The following is a 22,382-nucleotide window of genomic DNA, read 5'->3' as shown; positions in this document are numbered from 1 at the left end:
CTTTATCTCTGGGCCGTCTCCAGTGCACGCGCAATATCGGCGGCCATGGTTTCCAGCCGGTGCTGGTCTTCGCCCTCCAGCATTACCCGGGCCAGATTTTCCGTGCCCGAGTAGCGAACCAGGACCCGTCCGCGCTGTCCGAGTTTTCCCTCAGCCGCCTGAATCAGTTTGTGGACCTCCGGCAGTTGATCAAAGGGAGTCTTATGCTGAACGCGCACGTTGCGCAAGACCTGAGGCAGCACCTCCATGCAGCGTTTCAGCTCGGCCAGGGGCTTGCCGTTCTCCAGCATGACTTCCAGGAGATTCAGCGCCGCCAGAATTCCGTCCCCGGTGGTATTCAGATCCATGAAAACGAGGTGACCGGATTGTTCCCCGCCCAGGTTGTAGCCGCCCTTGCGCATTTCGTCCACGACATAACGATCGCCGACCTTGGTGCGGAGCAGTTTGACACCCATCTTCTGCAGGGCGATTTCCAGACCCATGTTGCTCATGACGGTCGAGACCACGGTGGCTTTTTTCAAACGACCGGCCTTCACCAGATGGCCGGCACAGATCGCCAGGACCTGATCGCCATCCACGAGTTCACCCGTATGATCGACCACAATGAGGCGATCCGCATCGCCGTCGAGCGCGACCCCAAGGTCCGCCTTATAGAGTTTGACTTTTTCGACCAGGGAGGCCGGATGCAGCGCTCCACATTGATCGTTGATATTGCGGCCATCGGGAGTGTTGCCGGTGACAAAGATTTCCGCCCCCAGTTCCTCGAAGACCTTGGGCGCGACCTTATAAGCGGCCCCGTGCGCACAATCGACGACGATGCGCAGACCATCGAGTTTCAGATGTTTGGGGAACTGTTCCTTCAGAAAGACCGCATACTGTCCGACGGCATCATCGATGCGTTTGGCGCGACCGATATGGACGCCGGTGGGAAAGGCTTCAAGACTCGGATGATCGACCATCTCCTCAAGTTTATTTTCAATTTCATCCGGCAGTTTGTAGCCGTTTTCACTGAAAATCTTGATGCCGTTATCATCATAAGGATTATGCGAGGCCGAGATCACGATGCCCGCACAGGCCCGCATCCCGCGCGTGAGATAAGCGATGCCAGGCGTGGGCAAGGGTCCAAGAAATTGCACGTCGACGCCGACACTGCAAATACCGGCGGAAAGTGCCTGTTCCAGCATATAACCGCTGCGGCGGGTATCCTTGCCAATTAGAATTTTCGGATGGGGATAGGCGTTGCGAAAATGCAGGCCGATGGCCTGACCCAAACGCAGAACAAAATCCGGTGACATTGGTGATATGTTGGCTTTGCCACGAATGCCATCTGTGCCAAAATACTTGCCCACTCTTGTATCCTTGCTTCACAAAATCGTTAGATTTTCAGACTAGACGATTTTATGAAGCAAGGAAAGTTCAGTCCTTGCCAATCGTAACGATGCCTTTTTCCGGAAAGGTTTCGATCAGGGCGGTATCAGCGGGAATTTTGACTCGAATATCCTGTTCGTAGCGTCCCGGGCCCAGGCCCCGGACTTCGACAAAGGCCCGAAAATCACTGCGCTTCAGAAAATTCAGAACACCGGGAACGCCTTGCACCATGATGGAAACATGTTCGGGTTTGACCGTGGCACCCTGGTCAGCTCCGACGATTTCAACCGGTATATTCCCGAAACGCTTGTTGATTTTGCTGTCACCAACCTGCAAGGCCACGCGCACCATATCGGTGGAAAGGGCGTCGGCGCCCAGGCCTGGTGATACCAATCTGACATCGAGCACCCGGCTTTCCTGGAAGCCGCTGACATCGATGGGTTCAGTATAGACATAGCGCAGTTTCAGAAGATCATTGCGGATGCCTTTAACGGTCACGGTTTTGGGATCGATATTTACCTTCTCGATGATATAGCCATCGGCGGGTGAACCATGAATGGCTTCCTTGACGGGAATCACGCGTTCCATCACCCGATCGACGAAGAGATCCAGATAGGGCTCGTGGATAATGATTTCCAGGCGCTCGTTCAGATTCTTGACGTCATCCTTGCTCAAACGTATTCGATAGCGTCCCACCTTGCCCGTCGGAATATAGATGTCGGCGGTCAGTTTTTTGGGCACTTCCAGAAGCCAGGCCTGCGGGCCCCGAATGGTGGCGGCCTTGACCCGCGTGAGTTCCCCACGAATGCCGTATTCCGGCGCCACATGAATGGAGACCAGCACCTCACGGCTCACCTCCTGCACCTGTTCCCCCTGGATGATGGCCCAGACGATGACGGCGAGAAAGAGCGAGAGGATTTTATAACCAAAATTATGGAAGATCAGACGCATCACACGATTGAGAAGGGTACGGATCATTTCGCCCCTCCGCGATTCAGAAAGGAACGCACCTTATCCATCCAGGGCGTTTTGGTGCTGGATGGGCGTTCGCCGCTTTCCTCGGTTTCCGTATTGAGAGATTCCTTCAAAAGGCGCCGCAGTTCCTTGCCATCCAGATTGCGGGCAACCTTGCCATCCACCATCAGCGAGATGGTCGAGGTTTCCTCGGAAACCGCGATGGCCAGGGCGTCGGTCTCCTGGCTGATCCCGATGGCCGCGCGGTGCCGCGTCCCGAAGTTGGGATCGACGTCCTCATCACGGGTCAACGGCAAAAAGCAGCCGGCCGCCGCAATGCGTCCCTGCTGGATGATCACCGCTCCATCATGGATGGGCGAGGTCGGGTGAAAGATGGAAACCAGCAGTTCCTTGCTGATCCGCCCATCGATCAGAATCCCGATATCCACATAGCGACTCAGGATGATGTTGCGTTCAATCACGATCAGAGCGCCGATTTTCTTGCCCGCGAGGCCGGTGGCGGCCCGCGCAATGTCATCCAGCACCTGGCGCGAGGAGGCCTGTTCCTGGGTCGGAAATACCGTTTTCTTGCCCATGCGGCTCAAAACACGGCGAATATCCTCCTGAAACAGGATCACGATAATGATGATGATGGACGAATAGAATTTGTCCATCAGCCATTTCAAGGTTGTGAGAGGGTAAACCTGGGAGATAAAGAAGGCGAAGCCGATGGTCATCAGAATCCCAAGCACCATTTGCATGGCCCGTGTGCCACGGATGAGCAGCAAGAGGCGATAGATGATCATCGCGATGATCGCGATGTCGATCAGTGCCCAATGGCCCAGCTTGTTGTAGAGTTCTGACATCCTTTTACACCACCAAATCCCGGAGTTTTTTCAAACGGGCGACATCATGCGTGCGAATCCCGCGCACTCCGGCAAAGAGAAAACCAAGTTCGAGCATCTTCGAAGCCGCATCGCGTTCCCTGGGATCCGGGATCCCGAGCAGCCGTCCGATAAAGGACTTCCGTGAAATGCCCAGCACGATCTCGTAACGTGCGGCTTCCGTCAGGGCCTGGCGCATGACCTGCACGTTGGCCCGATCGGTCTTGCCAAAGCCCACACCGGGATCAAGCCAGATGCGGTCCGGGCTGAAACCGGCAGCCTTCAGCGTGGCCTGCGTGTTCTGATAGAAATCAGCCACCGCACGCAGCGCCTCATCTCCATCCAAAGGATCCCTGTGCATGTTCGCTGGATCGCGATGCATGTGCATGGCCCAATAAACGAGTCCACGCTTGGCAAGGGTTTCCAGAATCAGGTGATCCGCAACACCGCTGATGTCATTGATAATATCGACCGGGTAATCCAAGGCACGGCGCATCGTAACGGGTTTGTAAGTATCGAGGCTGATGCGTGCCTTGGGCTTTTGGTCGGCGAGGGCGGCCAGAACCGGCTCGAGTCTGCGCCACTCTGCGTCCGCATCGACGGGAGCCGACCCAGGACGGGTCGATTCTGCGCCGATATCGATGACGTCGGCCCCTTCATTCACAAGATCCCAGGCATGAGCCACCGCCTTTTCGGGATCCAGAAAAGTTCCACCGTCTGAGAAAGAATCCGGGGTTACATTGAGAACCCCGATGATCAAACTGCGCGCCTCTTGATTCAACTCAACGCGCCCTCCTTGCTTTTGGGTCAGGTTCCCAAGGGCAAGGGTTCAATAGGCGTCGTCGACTCGGCTTCCGGTTTATCGCTGCCATCACGGCCTTTGGCCGATTTCTGCGAGATCTTTCCGCTTAGGAGCTGTTTTTCGCGTTGAACCCGTTCCTTGTATTTTTCGCGCTCATCTTCCGAAATAATGACCTGGCCGTTCATGATGTTCTCAATATCCTGGGCTTCAAGAGTTTCCCGGATCAGGAGGGCATCAGCCATGCTTTCGAGGACAGAGCGACGTTCTTTCAGTATCTTGACGGCTATATCATAACCACCCATGACGAGGCGTTTCACTTCGGCGTCGATCTCTTCCATGATTTTCTGCGAGAAGCCTTCGCGTCCACCGAAATCGCGGCCCATGAAAACTTCATGATCCGGCGAACCCCAGGCGATCGGTCCGAGTTTTTCGCTCATACCCCACTGAGTCACCATCTTACGGGCCAGATCGGTGGCCTGCTGGATATCGCTGCCAGCGCCAGTCGAAGTGACATTGAACACGATCTCTTCTGCAGCCCGTCCGCCCATGGCCGTCGCGATACGCCCTTCAGCATATTCGCGGGACACGGAGAGCTTGTCTTCCGCAGGCAGATAGACGGTCATACCCAGGGCATAGCCCCGCGGAATGATCGTGATCTTGTGGACAGGATCGGAACCAGGAAGCACCTTGGACACAATACAGTGACCAGCTTCATGGATGGCCGTGTTTCGCTTTTCCTCTTCGCTGATGATCATGCTCTTGCGCTCAGGACCCATCAGCACCTTATCCTTGGCCGATTCGAAGTGAATCATCGAAACGGTCTTGGCGTCCTGACGAGCAGCCAGGAGAGCCGCTTCATTCACGAGGTTGGCAAGGTCAGCACCCGAGAAGCCCGAGGTTCCCTGGGCCAGGATATCGAGATCGACATCAGCGGCCATCGGAGTCTTGCGTGTATGAACCTTGAGGATGCCGCGACGACCGCGAACATCAGGTTTCGGCACATGCACCCGGCGATCGAAACGACCCGGACGCAGCAGGGCCGGATCCAGAACGTCGGCCCGGTTGGTGGCCGCGATCAGAATTACGCCTTCATTCGTTTCAAAACCGTCCATCTCCACCAGGAGCTGGTTCAGGGTTTGCTCACGTTCGTCATGACCGCCGCCGAGTCCGGCTCCGCGCTGACGACCCACGGCATCGATTTCGTCGATGAAGATGATACAGGGAGCCTGTTTTTTCGCCTGTTCGAAGAGGTCACGCACACGGCTGGCACCGACACCGACGAACATCTCCACAAAGTCGGAGCCTGAGATGGAGAAGAAGGGAACACCGGCTTCACCGGCGATGGCCTTGGCCAGAATCGTTTTACCGGTACCGGGAGGGCCCACGAGCAAAACGCCCTTTGGAATGCGACCGCCGAGACGGGTGAATTTCTTCGGGTCTTTCAGGAAGTCGACGATCTCTTCGAGCTCGCCTTTCGCTTCCTCGATGCCGGCCACGTCTTCAAAGGTGATTTTGGTTTGGTTTTCGTTCAGCAGCTTGGCCCGGCTTTTCCCGAACGACATCGCCTTGCCGCCGCCGATTTGCAGCTGACGCATGAGGATGATCAGGAACACGAGGATGATGACGATGGGAACCAGCTGAAAAATCAGCGAGGATTTCCACATGCTGCCGCCTTCATTGTCGGACTGCTCATAGTTCACGCGAACATTCTTGCCACGCAGTTCGTCGCGCAATGCCGGGTCGGTCGCAGCCTGAACCTTGTAAGGGGTGCCGTCTTTCTTGACTGCAATGATTTCCGTGTTGCCGCGAAAGGTGACTTCACCGATCTGACCCTGGTCGACCGCTTCCATGAAATCCGCAAATTTCATGTTCTGGTCTTCCTGCGTTTGGGGGGACATCATGTTAAACATGATGAAGAGTAGAACCAAACCAACAAGCATGAGTGTAAACTTCATCTGCTGGTTCGGTTTTTTGGCTTTAGACATGGATCGTGCTCTCCTCATCTGGGGCTATCAGGCACACTTCAGCTTTACGAAACTGGCGAGCCGACATGCTACCTGTTTTTACATGCGGCTGTTTAAATTGGAACTAAAACTTACATCGCGACACTGAGCTGCGATGCTTACCCACGTCATATTATTCGGAATCTTCGATGATATATAGTCTGTAACGATGACCGGTTTTGGGGTCGAGTCTTTCCTGCATTTATTCATTATTAGCGATCCTGCCTCTTCCTTCAAGCGACAAGCACTTCCAGGAATTTTTCCCTCTCTCGATTCAGTCTAGCAGGCATTTTCAAAGGGTGCGGCGGCATTTTTTGCCCGCCTCTTTCTTCATGGCGCAGCAGGGGGCCAAATATCCAGACTTTCATCGAGCAAAGCGGCACGAAATTGTTGCCAGCGTTCGCTCCCGGGCATTTGATTGCGAACAATCGATAGAACGCCCTGGTGACAAACCGCTTGCGTGCCGGGTTCCAGCATTCCCGTCCACAAGGATCGCTGGATCAGGGCCGTGTGAATGGTCAAAAGAAGATCCCGCGATATGCGGACTTCCGGGACCTGGGCCTGAAGGTAGCGACTGATTTCATGTCGGGCCAGGAAGGGAGGCCGTGCCTCCAACTGGCTGACGTTCAGCGTGTCCTGCAAAGCCAGAGCCGGCCTTTCCTCCTGCACCAGCCGCAGGGCGTCCTGTAAATCCTGAGCATGAAGCCAGACGTTTTGGGCAAAGCCCGGAAAAAGTCGCTCCAGCTCGGGCAGGATCTGATGCCGCAGACGGTTGCGCGTATAGTCGAGACCACGGTTTGAGCTGTCCTCGCCAAAGCTGATCTGATGCTGCGCCGCCAAATCCTGGATCTGCTGCCGAGTCAGACCGAGCAGGGGACGCCAGATCCTCTCATGTAAAACCTGCATGCCTGTGACGGCCATGAGGCTGTGTCCGCGACAGAGCCGCGCGAAAATCGTTTCCACCCAATCATCGCGATGATGCGCGACGGCAATCCAATCCCTGGGGCCCTGCTGCCGGGCAAACCATTCATAACGCAGCGTGCGAGCCCATTCCTGAATCCCGGTCTTTTGCGGCGGATGATCCCGTGGATCGATGTTCAGAACGCGGATCTCACGTCCGTAGGTCGCCGCTGCCTGACGTACAAGCTGCTCATCCCGGTCCGACTCCGCCCCCCGCAGCGCATAATTCACGTGCAGGATACCCAGCTCAAACGTTCCAAGCTGCCTTTGCAGACCATCCAAAACAAAAAGCAAAACACTCGAATCGAGCCCGCCGGAACACGCCACCCAGATTCGCTCCGGGGACGCCGCGTCCTGCAACTGCTGCGCAATGTTTGCCTGAACGGTAAGAAGATCAGCGTTCGCTGGTCCTTGAGGATTCATGAAAAAAACCCATTTTTCTAAATCATTTTTTACTTGTACGAAATAATTTCGTCCACAGCAACATCATAACTATTTGATTTTATTGAGATTTAATATCTCAGACCGAAGCCCCGGAAACCCCACCGCTCTCTCCCGCTTTTAAGGAAATTTCCAAACTCCCGATGGTTCTTTTGCAAGTTGCGACACCTTTCCCAGCCCAGGTACGGGCATACGCTTTTCAAGGAGGAAAGTATGGGTCTTCGCATAGCCACCAATGTGTCTTCTCTCATAGCTCAGCGCCACTCTCAAACGAATTCCAATCTATTGGATCGCAGTCTGGAACGGCTGTCATCCGGCTATCGCATCAACAAATCGTCGGATGATGCAGCAGGTCTGGCTGTTTCCGAAAGCTTGCGGGCCAAGGTTCGCGGGCTTAATCAAGCCAAACGCAACGCATCTGACGCTGTGTCGATGGTGCAAATCGCGGAAGGCTCACTGAATGAAGTGGGCAATATCATGATCCGTCTGCGCGAACTCACCGTGCAGTCGGCCTCGGATACCATCGGTGATGTCGAGCGGGGTTACCTCAACCGCGAATACACCCAGCTCGTCGATGAAATCGATCGCATCTCCAGCACGACCGAATTCAACTCCCTGAAGCTCTTTGATCCCAACCAAAAGGATCAACTGGTGATTCAGGTGGGCGTCAACCAAAGCGCGCCCGAAGACAACATCGACACCATCTCCATCGGTCTCGAAGGTTTGAAGACCTTCAACTCCGAACAGCTTGGCCTTGGCAAAGGTGCGGAAATCGGCCCCACGGAAGCCGATGGCAGTGACGCCATCTCCCGTGACGACATCACCGAAAAACTCAACACCATCGACAATGCCCTCACCCGCCTGAGCGGTGAACGCGCCACCCTCGGCTCCATTCAAAGTCGTCTGGATACCGCGGTGAATAACCTCGGCATCCAAACGGAGAATCTCACCACAGCCAACAGTCGCATCCGTGACGTGGACTTTGCGGAAGAGACCTCAAATCTCATGCAACGCAAGGTTCTTCAAGCGTCTTCCATGTCGGTTTTAATGCAGGCGAATGCCAAGCCAGAGATGGCTTTGCAGCTCCTGCGCTGATTTTCATAGGTCTTTCAACAAGGAGGTTTCGTTATGGGTATCCGAGTCAAAACCAACGTCGAGTCCATGATCGCACAGAAAAAACTTTCGGACAGTCGCCGCGAAGTCGCGTCGTCCATCGAGCGCTTGTCCTCCGGTCAGCGCATCAACAAATCAGCGGACGATGCCGCCGGACTCGCTGTATCGGAGCGAATTCGTTCCCGTATCGCCAGCATGGATGTTGCCAAACGTAACGCCAACGACGGTATCAGTTACATTCAGGTGGCGGAAGGCGGCCTGAATGAGATGACCAACGTCATGCTCCGTATGCGCCAGCTGGGTTCCCAGGCCGCATCGGATACCCTGGGTAACCGTGAGCGCGAGTTCCTGGACCGTGAATTCCAGCAGCTGCGCGATGAAGTCGGTCGTATCATGAAGACGACCGAGTTCAACGGGCGGAAGGTCCTGGAAGCCGGTGAAAACACTGCGATGCGCATCTTCGTGGGTTCCTCGAACCGGGCGGATGTCGATGGCAGCGCACCCGATATCGATCCCGAAAACGATTCGGATATCGTGACGATCAACCTGGAAGAGCTGAGCATTTTGAATGAAGCGATCGACCGCGTCGTCAACGGTGGTTTGGCCGTGGTTCCTGATGATCCAGACGGTGGCGCGGCTGACCTGAGCCCTGATGGAACGGATGCGCTTTTCAACGTGATCGATACCGCCATCAACGAAGTGGCCGGTTATCGCGCCTCCCTCGGTGCCGTTCAGTCCCGGTTGAACACAGCGATTTCAAACATCGATGTGACCAACGAGAACCTGAACGCTGCCAACAGCCGGATCCGTGATGTGGACTTCGCAGCGGAAACCGCCCGTTTCACCCAGAACAAGATCCTGGAACAGGCGGGTGCTGCGGTTCTGTCTCACGCCAACTCCAACCCTGAAATTGTGCTCCAGCTGCTCCGCGGCTAAGGCAGGAGGGGGCGGGTCTCCCGCCCCCTGACCCCACCCATCACACGGGTGACCTCTGTCGTTCTTTATGACAGTAAGGTCTGACTCTTACCCAAACATTCCCCATAACTTTCCAGAGCTTGATGACCCAAAGCCAGCACCCGTGAATCGGCACAGGCCTTGCTCCGATAGAGGTGGAGTGGTCTTCTGTGTGGATCCCGTTGTTGATCGGATACTGGAAAGGTTGTGGCCATGAAGAACTTCGCCGGACTCCTGTTTCTCCTTAGCCTTCTCATGGGGGCCTCCCTTGCCCAGGGAAACCCCTTTGATTATAACGTCCTCGGTGTGATCGCCAGCAGCCAGAATCAAAAGGGTGTGGCCCTCATCAAACACAAAACCAGCGGTCGCGTGGCTGCCTTCCGGGAAGGCCATGATGTGGTTCCCGGCTGCCGTATTGAAAAAATCTTCCGGAAAACCGTGACCTTTTCCTTTAACAACAAGTTCTACGACCTGAGCGTCGGCGACGAGAATCCGACCGAGGTGAAGTCCACCCCGGCTGTGAATGTTGCAGATAACCTCGTTCACGCCGACGGCATCGAACGTCAGGGCAATACCCTGAAGGTCACCCGCATGCTCAAGGACAACCTGGTCGGTGAAAACCTCAATAAGATCCTGATGCAGGCCGCTGCCGTCCCTCATGTGGAAAACGGCCGTCTCACCGGCTTTCAGCTGCTTGAGATCGATCAAGGGAGCATCTTTGATATCGCCGGTTTGAAAAACGGTGACATCATCACGCATATCAACGAACAGCCCATCAATGATGCCGCTTTGGCCATCAGAGCCCTGAGCCAGCTGAAAGCCGCCACCAGCGCCACCTTCAGCTACATTCGGAACCGCAAGCCGATGGAACTTGTGATCCAGATCAACTGACCTGATCCACGCCTTCCTATCCAGCCTGACTCCGATGCCAGTTTTCCCTGGTCCTTTTCAAGGAACGGCATTGCCCGTCTCTGCGCCATTGGGTATAACCCAGGGTCCGGCACTTGCCCAAGTCAACATTTATAGGTCAGCCCCATGACTCGTTTGAATTTTCGCGTTGAAGCCAAGGCCTCAGGGTCCCGCGCCCGCGCCTGTCGCTTTCAAACTCTGCATAGTGAAGTCCAGACGCCTATCTTCATGCCCGTCGGCACCCAGGCCACGGTCAAAGGCGTCAAGCCCGAGGAACTGGCCGCCACCGGCGCCAACATCCTGCTCGCGAATACCTATCACCTGATGCTCCGGCCTGGTGCCGCTGTATTTGAGCGCATGGGCGGGATTCACAAATTCACGAGCTGGGAGAAATCCTTTCTCACCGACTCGGGCGGTTTTCAAATTTTCTCGCTGCCGAACTCCCGGGTCATGGGCGAGGATGGAGCGCGTTTCCGCAGTTATGTCGATGGCACCGAACATCTTCTCACGCCCGAGCGCAGCATCAGCATGCAGCGTTCGATCGGCAGCGATATCATGATGGTGCTCGATCAGTGTGTGCCCTCCACCTCCGATTACCAGGTGGCGAAGGATGCCATGGAACTGACCCATCGCTGGGCCAGGCGCAGTCTCATCGCCCGCGGTGATTCCCCGCAATCCCTCTTTGGAATTGTTCAGGGTGCCTGCTACGAGGATCTGCGGCGACAGAGTGCAGCCACGCTCTGCGAGCTGCCCTTCGATGGATTTGCCATCGGCGGACTGGCCGTCGGGGAAACGAAGGCCGAGCGCGAGGATTTCTGTGAACTGACGGCCGGCCTTCTGCCGGAGAACCTGCCGCGCTATCTGATGGGCGTTGGCACGCCGATCGATCTGCTCGAAGCCGTGCATCGCGGTGTGGATATGTTTGACTGCATTATTCCCACGGCCCATGCGCAGCAGAGTGTAGCCTACACGACCCAGGGTCAGTTGCGCCTGGAGCGCGGCGTTTATAAATTTGGCGAAGAAAGAATCGATCCCGCGTGCAGCTGCTATACCTGCCAGCGCTATTCGCGGGCGTATATTCACCATCTCTGCAAAGCCAGCGAGGGTCTTGGCTCGCAGCTTCTCTCGATTCATAACCTGCATTTTTATCAGGACCTCATGCGCCGCATGCGGGAGCACATCCTGAATGATACCTTTGCCGCCTTTTATCGGGAGCAGCGTGAGGTGCTGGTCATCCGGGATCGCGACTTCCCGGCGAAACCGACCAAGCCTAAACGCAAGCCCCGCGAGGCGGCCCGGCAGCGCGGCGATTATCAGCTGATCGAATCCACCCAGGGTTTTTTCAGCATCGGTCAGCGTTCCAGCGGCGAGGTCATGCATTCCTTTGTGCATCCGGATGAAGAGGCCCGACTTCTTTATGCCGAGCAATCGCATCTCAGTCATCGCCTGCGGGAGGGTGGTGAGGAAGCGCTCGTCCTTTGGGATGTGGGCCTTGGAGCTGCGCATAATGTGATGGCGGCCATCCGGGTTTATGAAGGGCTGCTGGCTGATGGTCACACGGGACTCAAGCCTTTGCACATTTACAGCTTTGAAAATGATCTCGATTCCCTGCGTCTGGCCATGGATCATCTTTTGAAATTCAAACATCTCTGGCACAGCGGGCCTTCGCATCTGCTCCGCAAAGGCGAATGGAGCAGCGCGGATGGGCGCCTTGTTTGGAAACTTCTTGAGGGTGAGGCTCTGGAACGCATGCCGGAAGCTCCTGCTCCGCATATCGTATTCTATGATCCCTTCTCGGCGAAAACGAACGGGCCGCTCTGGTCGCTCGAAGCCTTCCAGAAACTCCATGCGTTCTGTGGCCACGAGACCGCTGAAATCTTCACCTACTCGGCTTCGACCCCCGTGCGGGCCTCGCTGCTGGCGGCAGGTTTCACCCTGGCCAAGGGTCGACCGTCGGCGGCGAAGGCGGATACGACCATCGCCCTGACCCCGCGCATGGCGCAGACCAATCCGTTTCAAAGAGAGCTGTTGGATCATGGCTGGTTTGGCCGCTGGGAGAGAAGCGATCGGCCTTATCCGGAGAATCTGGATGCCGGCCTGATCCCGTGGTTTTTGGGCCAGGTCCGGCAGCATCCGCAATGGGTCAGGTCCCTGTCCTGAGTTTACGCCGAAGGATCTTGCCGACATTGGTTTTCGGCAGTTCCTTCTCAAATGAATAATGCCGCGGCCGCTTGTAGCCGGTGAGATTTTTCTCACACCATTCGCGCAGTTCATTCTCGGTCAGCGATTCATCCTTTTTCACCACAAAAGCCTTCACAGCCTCGCCGGAGGTATTATCCGGCACACCAATCACAGCGGCTTCCAGGACCTTGGGGTGCGAGACCAGAACGTCCTCCACTTCATTCGGATAAACGTTGAAGCCCGAGACCAGAACCATATCCTTCTTGCGATCGACGATGTAGAAGAAACCGCGCTCGTCCATTTTCGCCACATCGCCCGTGTAGAGCCAGCCGTCGCGAATGGAGGAGGCCGTTTCCTCGGGCCGATTCCAGTAACCCGCCATCACCTGAGGACCTTTGACGATCAACTCACCGGGCTCGCCCAGGGGCACGTCGCGGCCATCATCATCGACGACGCGCGCTTCCGTCGAGGGCAAAGGCAGACCTATGGAGTTCGCTGGACAGTCGATATGCAGCGGGTTGCAGTGGGTCACCGGCGAGGCTTCCGTCAGACCAAAGCCCTCGAGCACCCGGGTTCCCGTAATCTGTTGGAATTCAGAAGCGACCGCGGACTGCAGAGCCGTACCTCCCGCCAGAGCAATTTTCAAGCTCTTGGGAGCAAGGTCACGGAAGACCTTGCAGTTATTGAGGGCATTATAAAGAGTGTTCACACCCGTCATCACCGTGATGTTATACTTGGCAAACATCTTCGCGGTGTTTTCAATGGGCACCGGTTTGGGCAGAAGTATCATGCGCCCGCCGAGGTTCAGGAAGGCCAGGAAGTTTACGGTCAAGGCAAAGATGTGATAGAGCGGCAAAGCCGTGAGGATGGTTTCATCACCTTTGGCCACATAAGGTTTCGACCATTCCTGAATTTGATACATGTTCGCGACGATGTTTCGATGAGTCAACATCGCACCTTTGGAGAGACCCGTGGTTCCGCCGGTATACTGGAGCACGGCGATGTCTTCGAGTTTGATCTGCGGCTTGGTATAGGGCTTGGCCGAGCCTTTCCGCAGACTTTCCTTGAAGGGAATGACGGTCAGATTATGTTTGGGGATCTGACCTTTCAAACGCAGAACGGTATTGACCAGCAGACCTTTCCAGGTCGGCAGCTGATCCCCGATCGAGGTGACGATCACCGATTGAATATCGGTTTCCTTGATAATCTCTTCGAGCTTGTCGAGGAACATATCAAGAATGAGCAAGGCTTTGGCGCCGGAGTCATGAAACTGATGCTTCATTTCACGGGACGTATAAAGCGGGTTGGTGTTGACACAGATCACACCGATTTTGGTGGCCGCATAGAGCGCGATAGGGAATTGCAGCACGTTCGGCAGCATGATGGCCAGGCGATCGCCCTTGCGAAGACCCATTTCATTTTGCAGATACGAAGCAAAATCATTTGCCAGCCGATCGAATTGACGAAAGGTCAGGTCCGCTCCCATGCAGGTCAGTGCGATTCTTGAGCTGTATTTATGACAGGTATCCTCAATCACGGAGGCGATATGAGTCCCTTCGGATAATTCGATCGTCGGTTTGACGATTTCGGGATAGTGCTGCAACCAAGCATGGCTCATGACCGCGTGACCTCCAAGTCAAAATTTCATATTTTCCCGGTGACCCTACCGCTACACTTTTTTACGGTCTTGTTTAGAATAAAGTGCGAATATACCTGTGTCTGGCTGTCCCGGCCAGTTAAAAGAGAGAGTACATAAGTGTTTGCTATTGATGATGTGATTTTTCAGGAACCGCTGCGCGAGCTGCAGGACTTGTCCCTGTCTCATCAGTTCCTCATTGCCACTGCTGAAAGCTGTACGGGAGGACTGCTGTCCGCCTTGCTCACCCATAGACCCGGGAGTTCCGGATTTTTTCTAGGTGGTGTGAATGCCTACGCAAACAGCGTCAAATCCCGGATTCTGGGCGTGCCCGAGGAGGACCTGAAACGATTTGGAGCGGTTTCCACCGAGGTGGCGAGCCGCATGGCAGCCGGTGTGCAGCATTTGTTTCAGTCCCACTTCAGCTGTTCGATTACCGGCGTGGCTGGACCCGGCGGTGGCACCCCGGACAAGCCGGTGGGCCTTGTCTGCTTTGGCTGGTCCACACCCGAAGGCACCACGTTTCAGGCCAGCCAGCTCTCAGGATCGCGTGAGGAGATCCGGGCCGCAAGTTGCCATGTGGCTTTGTCAGGACTCCTGCAACGAGTGAAGGCTTATGCCCATAAGGAGGTTTTGTGATTCGAATCGCGTTGTTTCTGGTTCTGAGTTTAACAACCCTGCCTCTGGCGCGTGCGGCTGAGCCCAGACTGCAGGATAAATATGCAGAAATTTTCTCCAGCCTGGATCATGTCGCAGTGGACTTTTCCCAAACCACTTACAAAAAACTCCGCGATCGTTCGACGATCCGCAGCGGCAATGCATACTTCTCCAAGCCCGGTATGTTTCGCTGGAATTTTACCGAGGGCAAAGCCGGCCTGGAGGAGTATTACTTCAACGGCGAAAAGCTGACCCACTATCGGGAGAAGGATAGACTGGTCAACCACTACAACACCAATGCGAGCCTCGCCCGCGAGCTGCAGGAAGTGGTGAATCTGGTCCTGGATCCGCGTGCGCTTTTGAACCGTTACAAGGTGAAGGAGATCAAATCCAAGGGTGGCCGGACCCAGGCGGTCCTGGTTCCGCAGCACCCGGAGAGCACCGATGTGAACTCGATCTTTGTCAAAGTCTCAGACGTCAAGAAATTCGTGGAGGAGGTCCAGATTTTTTACAATGACGGGAATTATACACAGTTTGCCTTCAAGAACCCGGTGAACAAAACCAACGACCGCAAAATCTTTACCTTTTCCCGCCAGGGCAATTTCACCGTCCGGCACCACGGTTGATCAGCTGCTGGGCAGTCCCTGCCCAGCCTTCCGGCAGTAATTTCCCAAGTCCTTAAAATCCCAACTGGAAACGATGTAAAGTTTTTGGCCGCTCGAGCCGATAAGTACTTTGATTGCGAAGTCCATGGACACTGCATAATGAGTACATATTCGGGAGCTTTGGTATGAGCCAGGAATCTGTCCGTTGGGAAGACTTTGACAAGATGCACGTCATCCGGAAGCTGAAGGAAATCGTTGGCAAATGGTGGCGTGTTCAAATCAACTTCACGGATAAAAAGGGCTTCCTGCGTGGAGTGCCGGAAGGCAAGTTCTTCAACCCTCTGAACCCCATCTGTCAGGCGATCGTCGCGGACAGTAAAGGCTTTTCCAAGCGCCTGGAAACAGCCAGGAAAACGACCGTTGAGTCGATGCATGGCAAAAAACCGAAGATTTCGATCGATCCGACCGGACTTTCGGTGATTTCGGTGCCCATTAACGTCAAAGGCGAGTTCCTGGGGACCGTCTTTGGGGATGGGTTCATCTGTGAAGACACCGCAGCGCAGCAGAAAGTTCAGATCAGTAACTATCTGGAACGCGACTTCCCCGACCGCCAGGACCTCCTCAGCAAGATTGATGAGCTGCCGGTCCTGTCCACCAAGGAACTGCATTATCTAACTGAACTCATCAACCTCGTGGTGGATGAGATTCTGGTCATGCACCGTTATCTGGATGATGAAAAGAGCAAGGTCAGCGAGCTCTCCAAGGAGCTCGGCCAGCGCTATGGTTTTGACCGCATGATCGGTAAATCCATGGCCATGCAGGAACTTTATCGCCTGCTGGAACGCGTCTGCGATTCCGAGACCACGGTCTTGATCCAGGGTGAAAACGGTACAGGTAAGGAACTGATCGCCAAGGCCCTGCATTACAACTCCAAGCGCAAGAACAAGCGCTTCCTCGTTGTCAACTGCGGTGCTTTCAACGAAAACCTTTTGGAATCCGAGCTCTTCGGTCATATGAAGGGCGCCTTTACCGGCGCTGTGAAAGACAAGAAAGGTCTTTTCGAAGCAGCCGATGGAGGCACGCTCTTCCTCGATGAGATCGGTGATACCTCGATGCAGATGCAGGTGAAGCTTCTCCGCGTTCTGCAGGAAGGGACCTTTACTCCCGTCGGTTCCACCGAGGTCAAACGCAGTAATGTCCGCGTCCTCGCGGCCACCAACCGCAACCTGATCGAGATGGTCAAACACGGCGAGTTCCGCGAAGACCTTTACTATCGTTTGAACGTGATCAACGTCGTGGTTCCGCCCCTGCGCGACCGCAAGGACGATATCGTTCTGCTCGCCGATCACTTTCTGACCAAATTCTCCAAGGCCACCAACAGCCCGAAAAAGCTGGTCAAGCAGGAATGCCTCGAGCGCCTGATGGATCATGACTGGCCCGGCAACGTTCGTGAGCTGGAAAACGAAATTGAACGTCTTTGTGTTCTCGCCGGCGATCAGAAGGAGATCAACTCCGAGCAGCTGTCGCAGCGGATCAAGGAAAGCACGAAGAAAAAATTCCCCGGTCTGCGGGTCAATGGCAACCTGAAGGATTCCCTCGAAGTCATGGAAAAGCAGATGATCCTCGAAGGCCTCGAACGCACCGGCTGGAACAAATCCAAGCTGGCGAAGGAACTCGGGATCAGTCGCGCGGGTTTGATCACGAAGGTGCAGAAGTACAATCTGGAGAAGCGGGCGAAGTCCAGCTGATCGGGAGCCCTGTTTGTCAGCCCCGAAGGGGCGCAAACGACCCGAGTCCGTCCGCGGACCACCAACCCACAAGAGCAGGCAGGCATGCCTTTAACGCCCCAAGGAGGGAATATGGTGCTCAAACTTTTCAGTAAAACGGCCGAGCAGGACGGAACCCCTGAGGGGCCATTGGATGGCAGTCAGCGTATGGAGCAGATGGAAAGTCATCTGCGCGACCTGGGCATTGAAGTTCTTAAACTTCGCCAGGAAGTAAACACGATGCTGGCGCGTCAGCAGACATTCAAGATCGCCCTGGGACGCCTGCGTGAATATCTCGAGGATCGTGGAGCACTGGACGAAGCCGCTCAGGAAATTCAGGTTCCCTTCCAGGAACTGCTCCATGAGAACGCTCAGGAAAGCGGCGAGGCGCCGCGTCATGCTCCAGCCGCAGCCCGCAAGAACAAAGGCAATCTGCACTGATCAAGACAGCACCCTGGACAACTCGATCTGGATTTCCTGATCGAGTTCCGGCCCGGGTCCTGGCAGACTATGAAAGAAGTTTCGCGCTTCCTCCGCCACCTGCTGTGGCCCCTGTCCATAGATACCCGACACATGAAAAACATGGAAATGCTGAATGCCGAGACTGCGGGCAATCAATGCACTCTGCCGGCTCGTCAGATGCGCCTTGTCTACCGCTCGCGAACGATCCTCATCGGCAAAACTGCTTTCGGAGATTCCATCGGACGCCTGACCAAAGGCCTTCCGCAAGGCTTCCAGATTCCGCGCCGAGAAGGATAAATCGGTGAGATAAACCAGCGAGCGTCCCCGCTGCTGGGTGATGATTTCCGCCGCCAGCTCGTCGATGGGAAACATCCGGCCATCCGCCTCGATCGTGCCCTCGGCCTGGCCTGTGCGCACCCGATACTGCAGATCCCCGAGCCAGGGACCGGCCTTGAGCTGCAGAGCCTTTAATTTTTCCGTGCGCACCTTGAGGATCGCCGGCGCTTCCAGCTTATAGGACACCGAGGGAATCCCTTTGTGATCCATGAGCGCCGCGGCCACCTGCGATCCATCCCGCAGGGTGACCAGATGATGATGCTTCAAGTCCGTGCGCGTCGCGGGAGCGGAAAATTTATCCGTATTGGTGAGGGAAGCCGTCCAAACCGATCCATCCCCACGCACTTCATAAACGTGAAAGCGGATCTGATCCGGATCAATCAGATTCCAGGTATAGGAATTGAGTTTGCACCGCACACGTTCAATGAAATCCTCGGGACCAAAGAGCGTGAGCTGCCGCCGATGCGGAACATTCACCCGCAGAAGGCGATCAAAGCCCACAAAATGATCCATATGCGCATGTGAAACAAACACGTGCCGCACCCGCAGCATATCCCGATGCCCCAGGTTTTCAATCACACCCAGATCAAACAGCAGAGCCTCGCCCATGCGTTTCAAAAGCACGAACACCGCAGGATCCCCCTGCAGGCCGTTGATCAATCGAAAATCGAAGGGCTTGTCACTCATAAAGCTCAGGACGCCTATTGCGAAGAGCGGGAAGACGATCACGCACGGCCTGAATACGATCCTTGTGGATTTCCGCCACCGCCACACCGGGAACACCGCCGGTATTGGCCAGCACATAACCCCAGGGATCGACGATCATGGAATGCCCATACGAGGAGCGGCCACGGCCGTGTTCTCCGGTTTGGTTGGCGGCAAACACATAGGCCTGCTGCTCCACGGCACGAGCCCTGAGGAGCAGTTCCCAATGATCCATGCCGGTATGCAGCGTGAACGCCGAAGGCAGGACGATAATATCCAGCGGCTGATCCTTCGCCAGTCGATCGAAATAGGCTGGAAAACGCAGATCATAACAGATGCCAAGGCCCACGCGGAAACCTTCCAGATCAAACGTGACCGGCTCATCACCGGCCAGGAATCCATCCGATTCGCAGTAAAGCGCTTCACCCTTGGTGCTGTATAGATTGAAAAGATGGGTCTTGCGATACTTGGCCGCACGCTGGCCCTGGCGGTCGAAGACATAGCAGGTGTTATAAACCCGGCGATGACCGAGGCGACCTTTTTCATCCGCCTCCTTCAACTCACCCGGCGCCGCCTGCTCGCCGAAGCTGCCAGCAAAAAGACAAATCTTATGCTCCCGCGCTGCGGCGGCCAGTCGCGTGCCCAGGGCTCCGCCCTCAGGCTCCCCCATTTCATGAATGCGGTCATACGATCCATGATAGGCAAAAACCTCAGGCAAAAGCACCCAGTCAGCTCCACGTGCGGCAGCCTTCGCTACCCAGTGCAGGGCTTCCTCGATATTCCGTTCCCGATCGTCGGTACTGGTCATGCAGATGCTGGCCAGGACAAGATTTTCTTTGCGCATTAAAGCTCCGGCAGAACGATCTTCCGATCCACTCCAAAGATCTTAGTCAGCAGGGCCACCCTTGTCCACATACCGTTTCTTTCCTGGCGCCAGTACCTGGCGCGGGGATCGGTGTCGATGGCCACATCCAATTCCTCGCGGCGCGGCAGGGGATGCATGATCACCGCGGTGCTCTTCATCAGCGGCAGGTGTTCGGCCTTCAGATGAAAGCGCCGGGAGTCGACTTTTTTCGACTCGCCGTTCGTATCATACTCATCCTGCACCCGGGTCATATAAACTGCATCGGCCATGCGCAGGGCGTCCGTAAACTGATCGGTTTCCTCGAACTTCTGGCCCTTTTGCTGAAGCTTCTGCCGCAGGTCATCGCTGATGCGGAATTCAGGCGGCGAAACGAAGAGGATCTTCACATCGCGATAGTTGCTCAGAAGGCCGCTCAGCGAGCGGATGGTCCGGCCCCGCTTCAGGTCGCCGACCATCATGATGGTCTTGCCATCAATGCCGCCGTTGCGCACAAAGCTCCGGTTCAAGGTATAAATATCAAGCAGCGCCTGCGTCGGGTGCTCATCCGGTCCGGAACCGGCATTCACAATCGGAATGGGTCGTTCGGTCTCGTCCAAAAGATTCGCGATGCGATCACAGAGGCCGGGCACCGGCGTCCGCATGATGATGACATCAACATAGCTCGAAAACGTGCGCAGCGAGTCCTCGATGCTCTCCCCCTTGCGCTCCGAACTCGTCGAAGAGTCGCGGATCTCGTTGGTCCCCATGCCCAGGATCTGACAGGCGGTTTGACAGGAGAGAAAGGTTCGAGTCGATGGCTGCGTAAAATACAGCATGGCCCGTCGATGAGCCAGGAGTCCCTGCAGATACATCAGACCTTCCTTCGACTTATCGAAGCGGCGGATGGTATCGGTCAGCTGACACATATGGTCCAGAAACGGACGATCAAACTGCGAGGAGCTGAGAACATGCAATGGTTTGGCTGGAGTCACTTCCATAAAACAATCCCTTCTCAAAGATAACGAACCGTGGATTCGCCGGAACCCGGGATCATCTCACCGATGGTCGCGCTGCCGAGACCGAGTTCCTTGCAAATCTGATGGAATTTTCCTTCTGCGTCGGCGGCCACCGCCGCGATCATGCCGGCCCCCATATTGAAGACGCCTTCGACATCTTCAAAGCGCGCGCCATGACTTTCATAAAAGCTGCGCATCCAATCGGGTGTGGGAATTTTCAGGGGATCAATCTGAGCGTCCAGGCCCTCCGGCAGAACGCGCGGCAGATTCCCCGAGATGCCACCACCCGTGATATTGGCGAGAGCATGCAGGGAACCCCAGCCCAGGCGGCGCAAAAGTTCGGGCACTTCATAATAAATTTTTGTCGGCTCGAGGATACGGTTCAGCATCGTCTGATCGACCGGTTTTTCCGCCAGCCACTTGCGGACCAGCGAATAACCGTTGCTATGAAAACCGCTGGCGTTCAAAGCAATCAGTTTATCACCGCGCTGCACGAGTTCCGGGCGCAGGCGTTTTTTTCCATCGACCACGCCGACCACAAAACCGGCCAGATCGAAATGTCCTTTTTCATAGAGTCCGGGAAGCTCGGCGGTTTCTCCGCCAAGCAGAGCCGCCTGGGATTGGGCCAGGCCCTTGCGGATCCCGGAAAGGATGGCCTTGAATTGTTTCTCATCCAATATTCCGGTCGCATAGTAATCGAGGAAAAAGAGCGGCCGGCCGCCGACCGTATAAAGATCGTTGACGCACATGGCGACTAGGTCCACGCCCAGCCCTTCGAGTTGATTGTGTTCGAGACCAAGCAGAACCTTGGTGCCGACGCCATCCGTTCCGGTCACCAGCAGAGGATCCTCCATGCCGGAAAAATCCGGGCGGAACAGCGCCGCGAAACCGCCAATCCCGGAGACAACTTCACCCCCGATTACCTGCTCGCCCTTGCGCGCTTGCAGCCAATCCACCAGAGCATCACCTTTGGCAACATCAACACCGGATTCCTTGTAAAAATCTTTGCCCTTTTGCTCGGTCATCGTTGAGGCTCCTCTATTATTTCTATATGAAGGATCAATTGTTTCAGTTGATGCCGGGTCCATTCCTCAGCGTTGCCATAAGGCAACAGAACCTGGCGGTTCTCAAAAATAGGCAGTTCCAAAAGTTCGGGCACCGCCACCGCAGCTTCAAGTCCGATCCACGTATCCGCTTCCACAAACAGCGCGCGCGCCAGCTCCTCTTCGCTCGTGCAACGGAGCAGCACGGGCACACCATAGTCCACGCCGACTTCCGCGAGGTACTGCAGCGTCGCCGTATCATGATCCTGCACCTTCAGGCTGTAGAGGTCGGCTCCCATGGCGATGGTTTCGAGCACCTGCGCTTCACCTGGCAAGGGATCCCAGCGTCCGAAGGCGCGTAAAGGATCCAGGTCCTTGGCCTGCCGGAACCATCGTGGTTCGGCCTGCTCATCCTTCAGCTCATAAAAGAACAGCTCCACGTCCGGTCTTGATTGAAAGAGCCTGGAATCGGGAGCTGTTTTCAGGGTGGTGGCGCGGAGCGGAACTCCGGAACCTCGGCTGGGAATTTTTCGTTGGGGCGGAGCCGTGGTGGCCAAACTCTTGAGACGATTGAGATAGATGGCCTCGTCATGAGCCGATCGCGGTTGATCCATCTGTTCAAGCAGGACATCCAGAAAATCTTTCACGTCCGCCTCCTGGAGTCTTCAAGAAAAAATTCAGTCATTTGAGAGGTTTGCTGGAAGGTGTCTAAAGTTTTGACGGGCCGTGCCGAACTCTTACCT

Annotated in this window: 20 protein-coding genes; 8 read left to right on the top strand and 12 right to left on the bottom strand. The window is 55.6% G+C overall.

What is annotated here, in order from left to right; translation table 11 throughout:
• Window positions 1-2: 2 nt before the first annotated feature.
• The 6 genes from glmM to tilS form a co-directional block, all read right to left on the bottom strand.
• Window positions 3-1,349, bottom strand: coding sequence for a phosphoglucosamine mutase (gene glmM, locus OLTU_RS01590; RefSeq protein ID WP_141731011.1), 1,347 nt, complete (start codon window positions 1,347-1,349; stop codon window positions 3-5).
• A gap of 67 nt (window positions 1,350-1,416) precedes the next feature.
• Window positions 1,417-2,346, bottom strand: a complete 930-nt coding sequence (locus OLTU_RS01585; RefSeq protein WP_141731010.1) for a CdaR family protein — start codon at window positions 2,344-2,346, stop codon at window positions 1,417-1,419.
• Complete coding sequence (gene cdaA, locus OLTU_RS01580) at window positions 2,343-3,188, bottom strand: diadenylate cyclase CdaA (protein WP_141731009.1); 846 nt, start codon at window positions 3,186-3,188, stop codon at window positions 2,343-2,345. Before cdaA ends, OLTU_RS01585 begins: the two co-directional genes overlap by 4 nt.
• A gap of 4 nt (window positions 3,189-3,192) precedes the next feature.
• Window positions 3,193-3,987 carry a dihydropteroate synthase gene (gene folP / locus OLTU_RS01575; RefSeq protein ID WP_176736243.1) on the bottom strand — a complete coding sequence of 265 codons (795 nt, stop codon included), beginning with the start codon at window positions 3,985-3,987 and terminating at the stop codon, window positions 3,193-3,195.
• 26 nt (window positions 3,988-4,013) lie between these two features.
• Window positions 4,014-5,993, bottom strand: coding sequence for an ATP-dependent zinc metalloprotease FtsH (gene ftsH, locus OLTU_RS01570; RefSeq protein ID WP_141731007.1), 1,980 nt, complete (start codon window positions 5,991-5,993; stop codon window positions 4,014-4,016).
• A 348-nt stretch (window positions 5,994-6,341) separates the two neighbouring features.
• Complete coding sequence (gene tilS, locus OLTU_RS01565) at window positions 6,342-7,394, bottom strand: tRNA lysidine(34) synthetase TilS (RefSeq protein ID WP_141731006.1); 1,053 nt, start codon at window positions 7,392-7,394, stop codon at window positions 6,342-6,344.
• A 231-nt stretch (window positions 7,395-7,625) separates the two neighbouring features.
• Between tilS and OLTU_RS01560 the strand changes: the two genes are divergently transcribed.
• From OLTU_RS01560 to tgt, 4 genes are all read left to right on the top strand, one after another.
• The gene (locus OLTU_RS01560) at window positions 7,626-8,507 is read left to right on the top strand and encodes a flagellin N-terminal helical domain-containing protein (protein ID WP_141731005.1); all 882 of its coding nucleotides are present in this window, start codon (window positions 7,626-7,628) and stop codon (window positions 8,505-8,507) included.
• Between the two features lie 33 nt (window positions 8,508-8,540).
• The gene (locus OLTU_RS01555; RefSeq protein WP_141731004.1) at window positions 8,541-9,461 is read left to right on the top strand and encodes a flagellin N-terminal helical domain-containing protein; all 921 of its coding nucleotides are present in this window, start codon (window positions 8,541-8,543) and stop codon (window positions 9,459-9,461) included.
• 231 nt (window positions 9,462-9,692) lie between these two features.
• The gene (locus tag OLTU_RS01550; protein WP_141731003.1) at window positions 9,693-10,370 is read left to right on the top strand and encodes a PDZ domain-containing protein; all 678 of its coding nucleotides are present in this window, start codon (window positions 9,693-9,695) and stop codon (window positions 10,368-10,370) included.
• 144 nt (window positions 10,371-10,514) lie between these two features.
• Entirely contained in the window at window positions 10,515-12,548 is a 2,034-nt protein-coding gene (tgt, locus tag OLTU_RS01545; RefSeq protein ID WP_141731002.1) for a tRNA guanosine(34) transglycosylase Tgt, read from the top strand.
• Here tgt and OLTU_RS01540 read toward each other — a convergent pair.
• A complete protein-coding gene (locus tag OLTU_RS01540; RefSeq protein WP_141731001.1) occupies window positions 12,532-14,187 on the bottom strand; it encodes an AMP-binding protein in 1,656 nt (551 codons plus the stop codon). The two genes, tgt and OLTU_RS01540, sit on opposite strands and share 17 nt — an antisense overlap.
• A gap of 138 nt (window positions 14,188-14,325) precedes the next feature.
• Between OLTU_RS01540 and OLTU_RS01535 the strand changes: the two genes are divergently transcribed.
• From OLTU_RS01535 to OLTU_RS01520, 4 genes are all read left to right on the top strand, one after another.
• The gene (locus OLTU_RS01535; RefSeq protein ID WP_141731000.1) at window positions 14,326-14,844 is read left to right on the top strand and encodes a CinA family protein; all 519 of its coding nucleotides are present in this window, start codon (window positions 14,326-14,328) and stop codon (window positions 14,842-14,844) included.
• Window positions 14,841-15,488 carry an outer membrane lipoprotein carrier protein LolA gene (locus OLTU_RS01530; RefSeq protein ID WP_141730999.1) on the top strand — a complete coding sequence of 216 codons (648 nt, stop codon included), beginning with the start codon at window positions 14,841-14,843 and terminating at the stop codon, window positions 15,486-15,488. Before OLTU_RS01535 ends, OLTU_RS01530 begins: the two co-directional genes overlap by 4 nt.
• Window positions 15,489-15,652: 164 nt before the next feature.
• Complete coding sequence (locus OLTU_RS01525) at window positions 15,653-17,215, top strand: sigma 54-interacting transcriptional regulator (protein WP_141730998.1); 1,563 nt, start codon at window positions 15,653-15,655, stop codon at window positions 17,213-17,215.
• 111 nt (window positions 17,216-17,326) lie between these two features.
• Window positions 17,327-17,674, top strand: a complete 348-nt coding sequence (locus OLTU_RS01520; protein ID WP_141730997.1) for a hypothetical protein — start codon at window positions 17,327-17,329, stop codon at window positions 17,672-17,674.
• Here the strand turns inward: OLTU_RS01520 and OLTU_RS01515 are convergent, their stop codons facing one another.
• Genes OLTU_RS01515 through OLTU_RS01495 form a run of 5 tightly spaced genes read right to left on the bottom strand, consistent with a single transcriptional unit; the run spans window position 17,675 to window position 22,286 of the window.
• Window positions 17,675-18,760 (bottom strand): MBL fold metallo-hydrolase, encoded by a 1,086-nt coding sequence (locus OLTU_RS01515; protein ID WP_218109779.1) that lies wholly within the window; start codon window positions 18,758-18,760, stop codon window positions 17,675-17,677. It lies immediately after the preceding gene.
• Window positions 18,711-19,580, bottom strand: coding sequence for a carbon-nitrogen hydrolase family protein (locus tag OLTU_RS01510; RefSeq protein ID WP_141730995.1), 870 nt, complete (start codon window positions 19,578-19,580; stop codon window positions 18,711-18,713). The genes OLTU_RS01515 and OLTU_RS01510 overlap by 50 nt, the downstream gene beginning before the upstream one ends.
• Window positions 19,580-20,578 carry an aspartate/ornithine carbamoyltransferase family protein gene (locus OLTU_RS01505; RefSeq protein WP_141730994.1) on the bottom strand — a complete coding sequence of 333 codons (999 nt, stop codon included), beginning with the start codon at window positions 20,576-20,578 and terminating at the stop codon, window positions 19,580-19,582. Before OLTU_RS01505 ends, OLTU_RS01510 begins: the two co-directional genes overlap by 1 nt.
• A gap of 14 nt (window positions 20,579-20,592) precedes the next feature.
• A complete protein-coding gene (purM, locus tag OLTU_RS01500) occupies window positions 20,593-21,621 on the bottom strand; it encodes a phosphoribosylformylglycinamidine cyclo-ligase (RefSeq protein ID WP_176736242.1) in 1,029 nt (342 codons plus the stop codon).
• A complete protein-coding gene (locus tag OLTU_RS01495; protein WP_141730992.1) occupies window positions 21,618-22,286 on the bottom strand; it encodes a hypothetical protein in 669 nt (222 codons plus the stop codon). The genes purM and OLTU_RS01495 overlap by 4 nt, the downstream gene beginning before the upstream one ends.
• Between the last annotated feature and the right edge of the window lie 96 nt (window positions 22,287-22,382).

The organism is Oligoflexus tunisiensis (genome assembly GCF_001748245.1).
Taxonomy (GTDB): domain Bacteria; phylum Bdellovibrionota_B; class Oligoflexia; order Oligoflexales; family Oligoflexaceae; genus Oligoflexus; species Oligoflexus tunisiensis.
The sequence above is the reverse complement of the archived record's forward strand: the minus strand, read 5'-3'. Positions and strand labels throughout refer to the sequence as shown.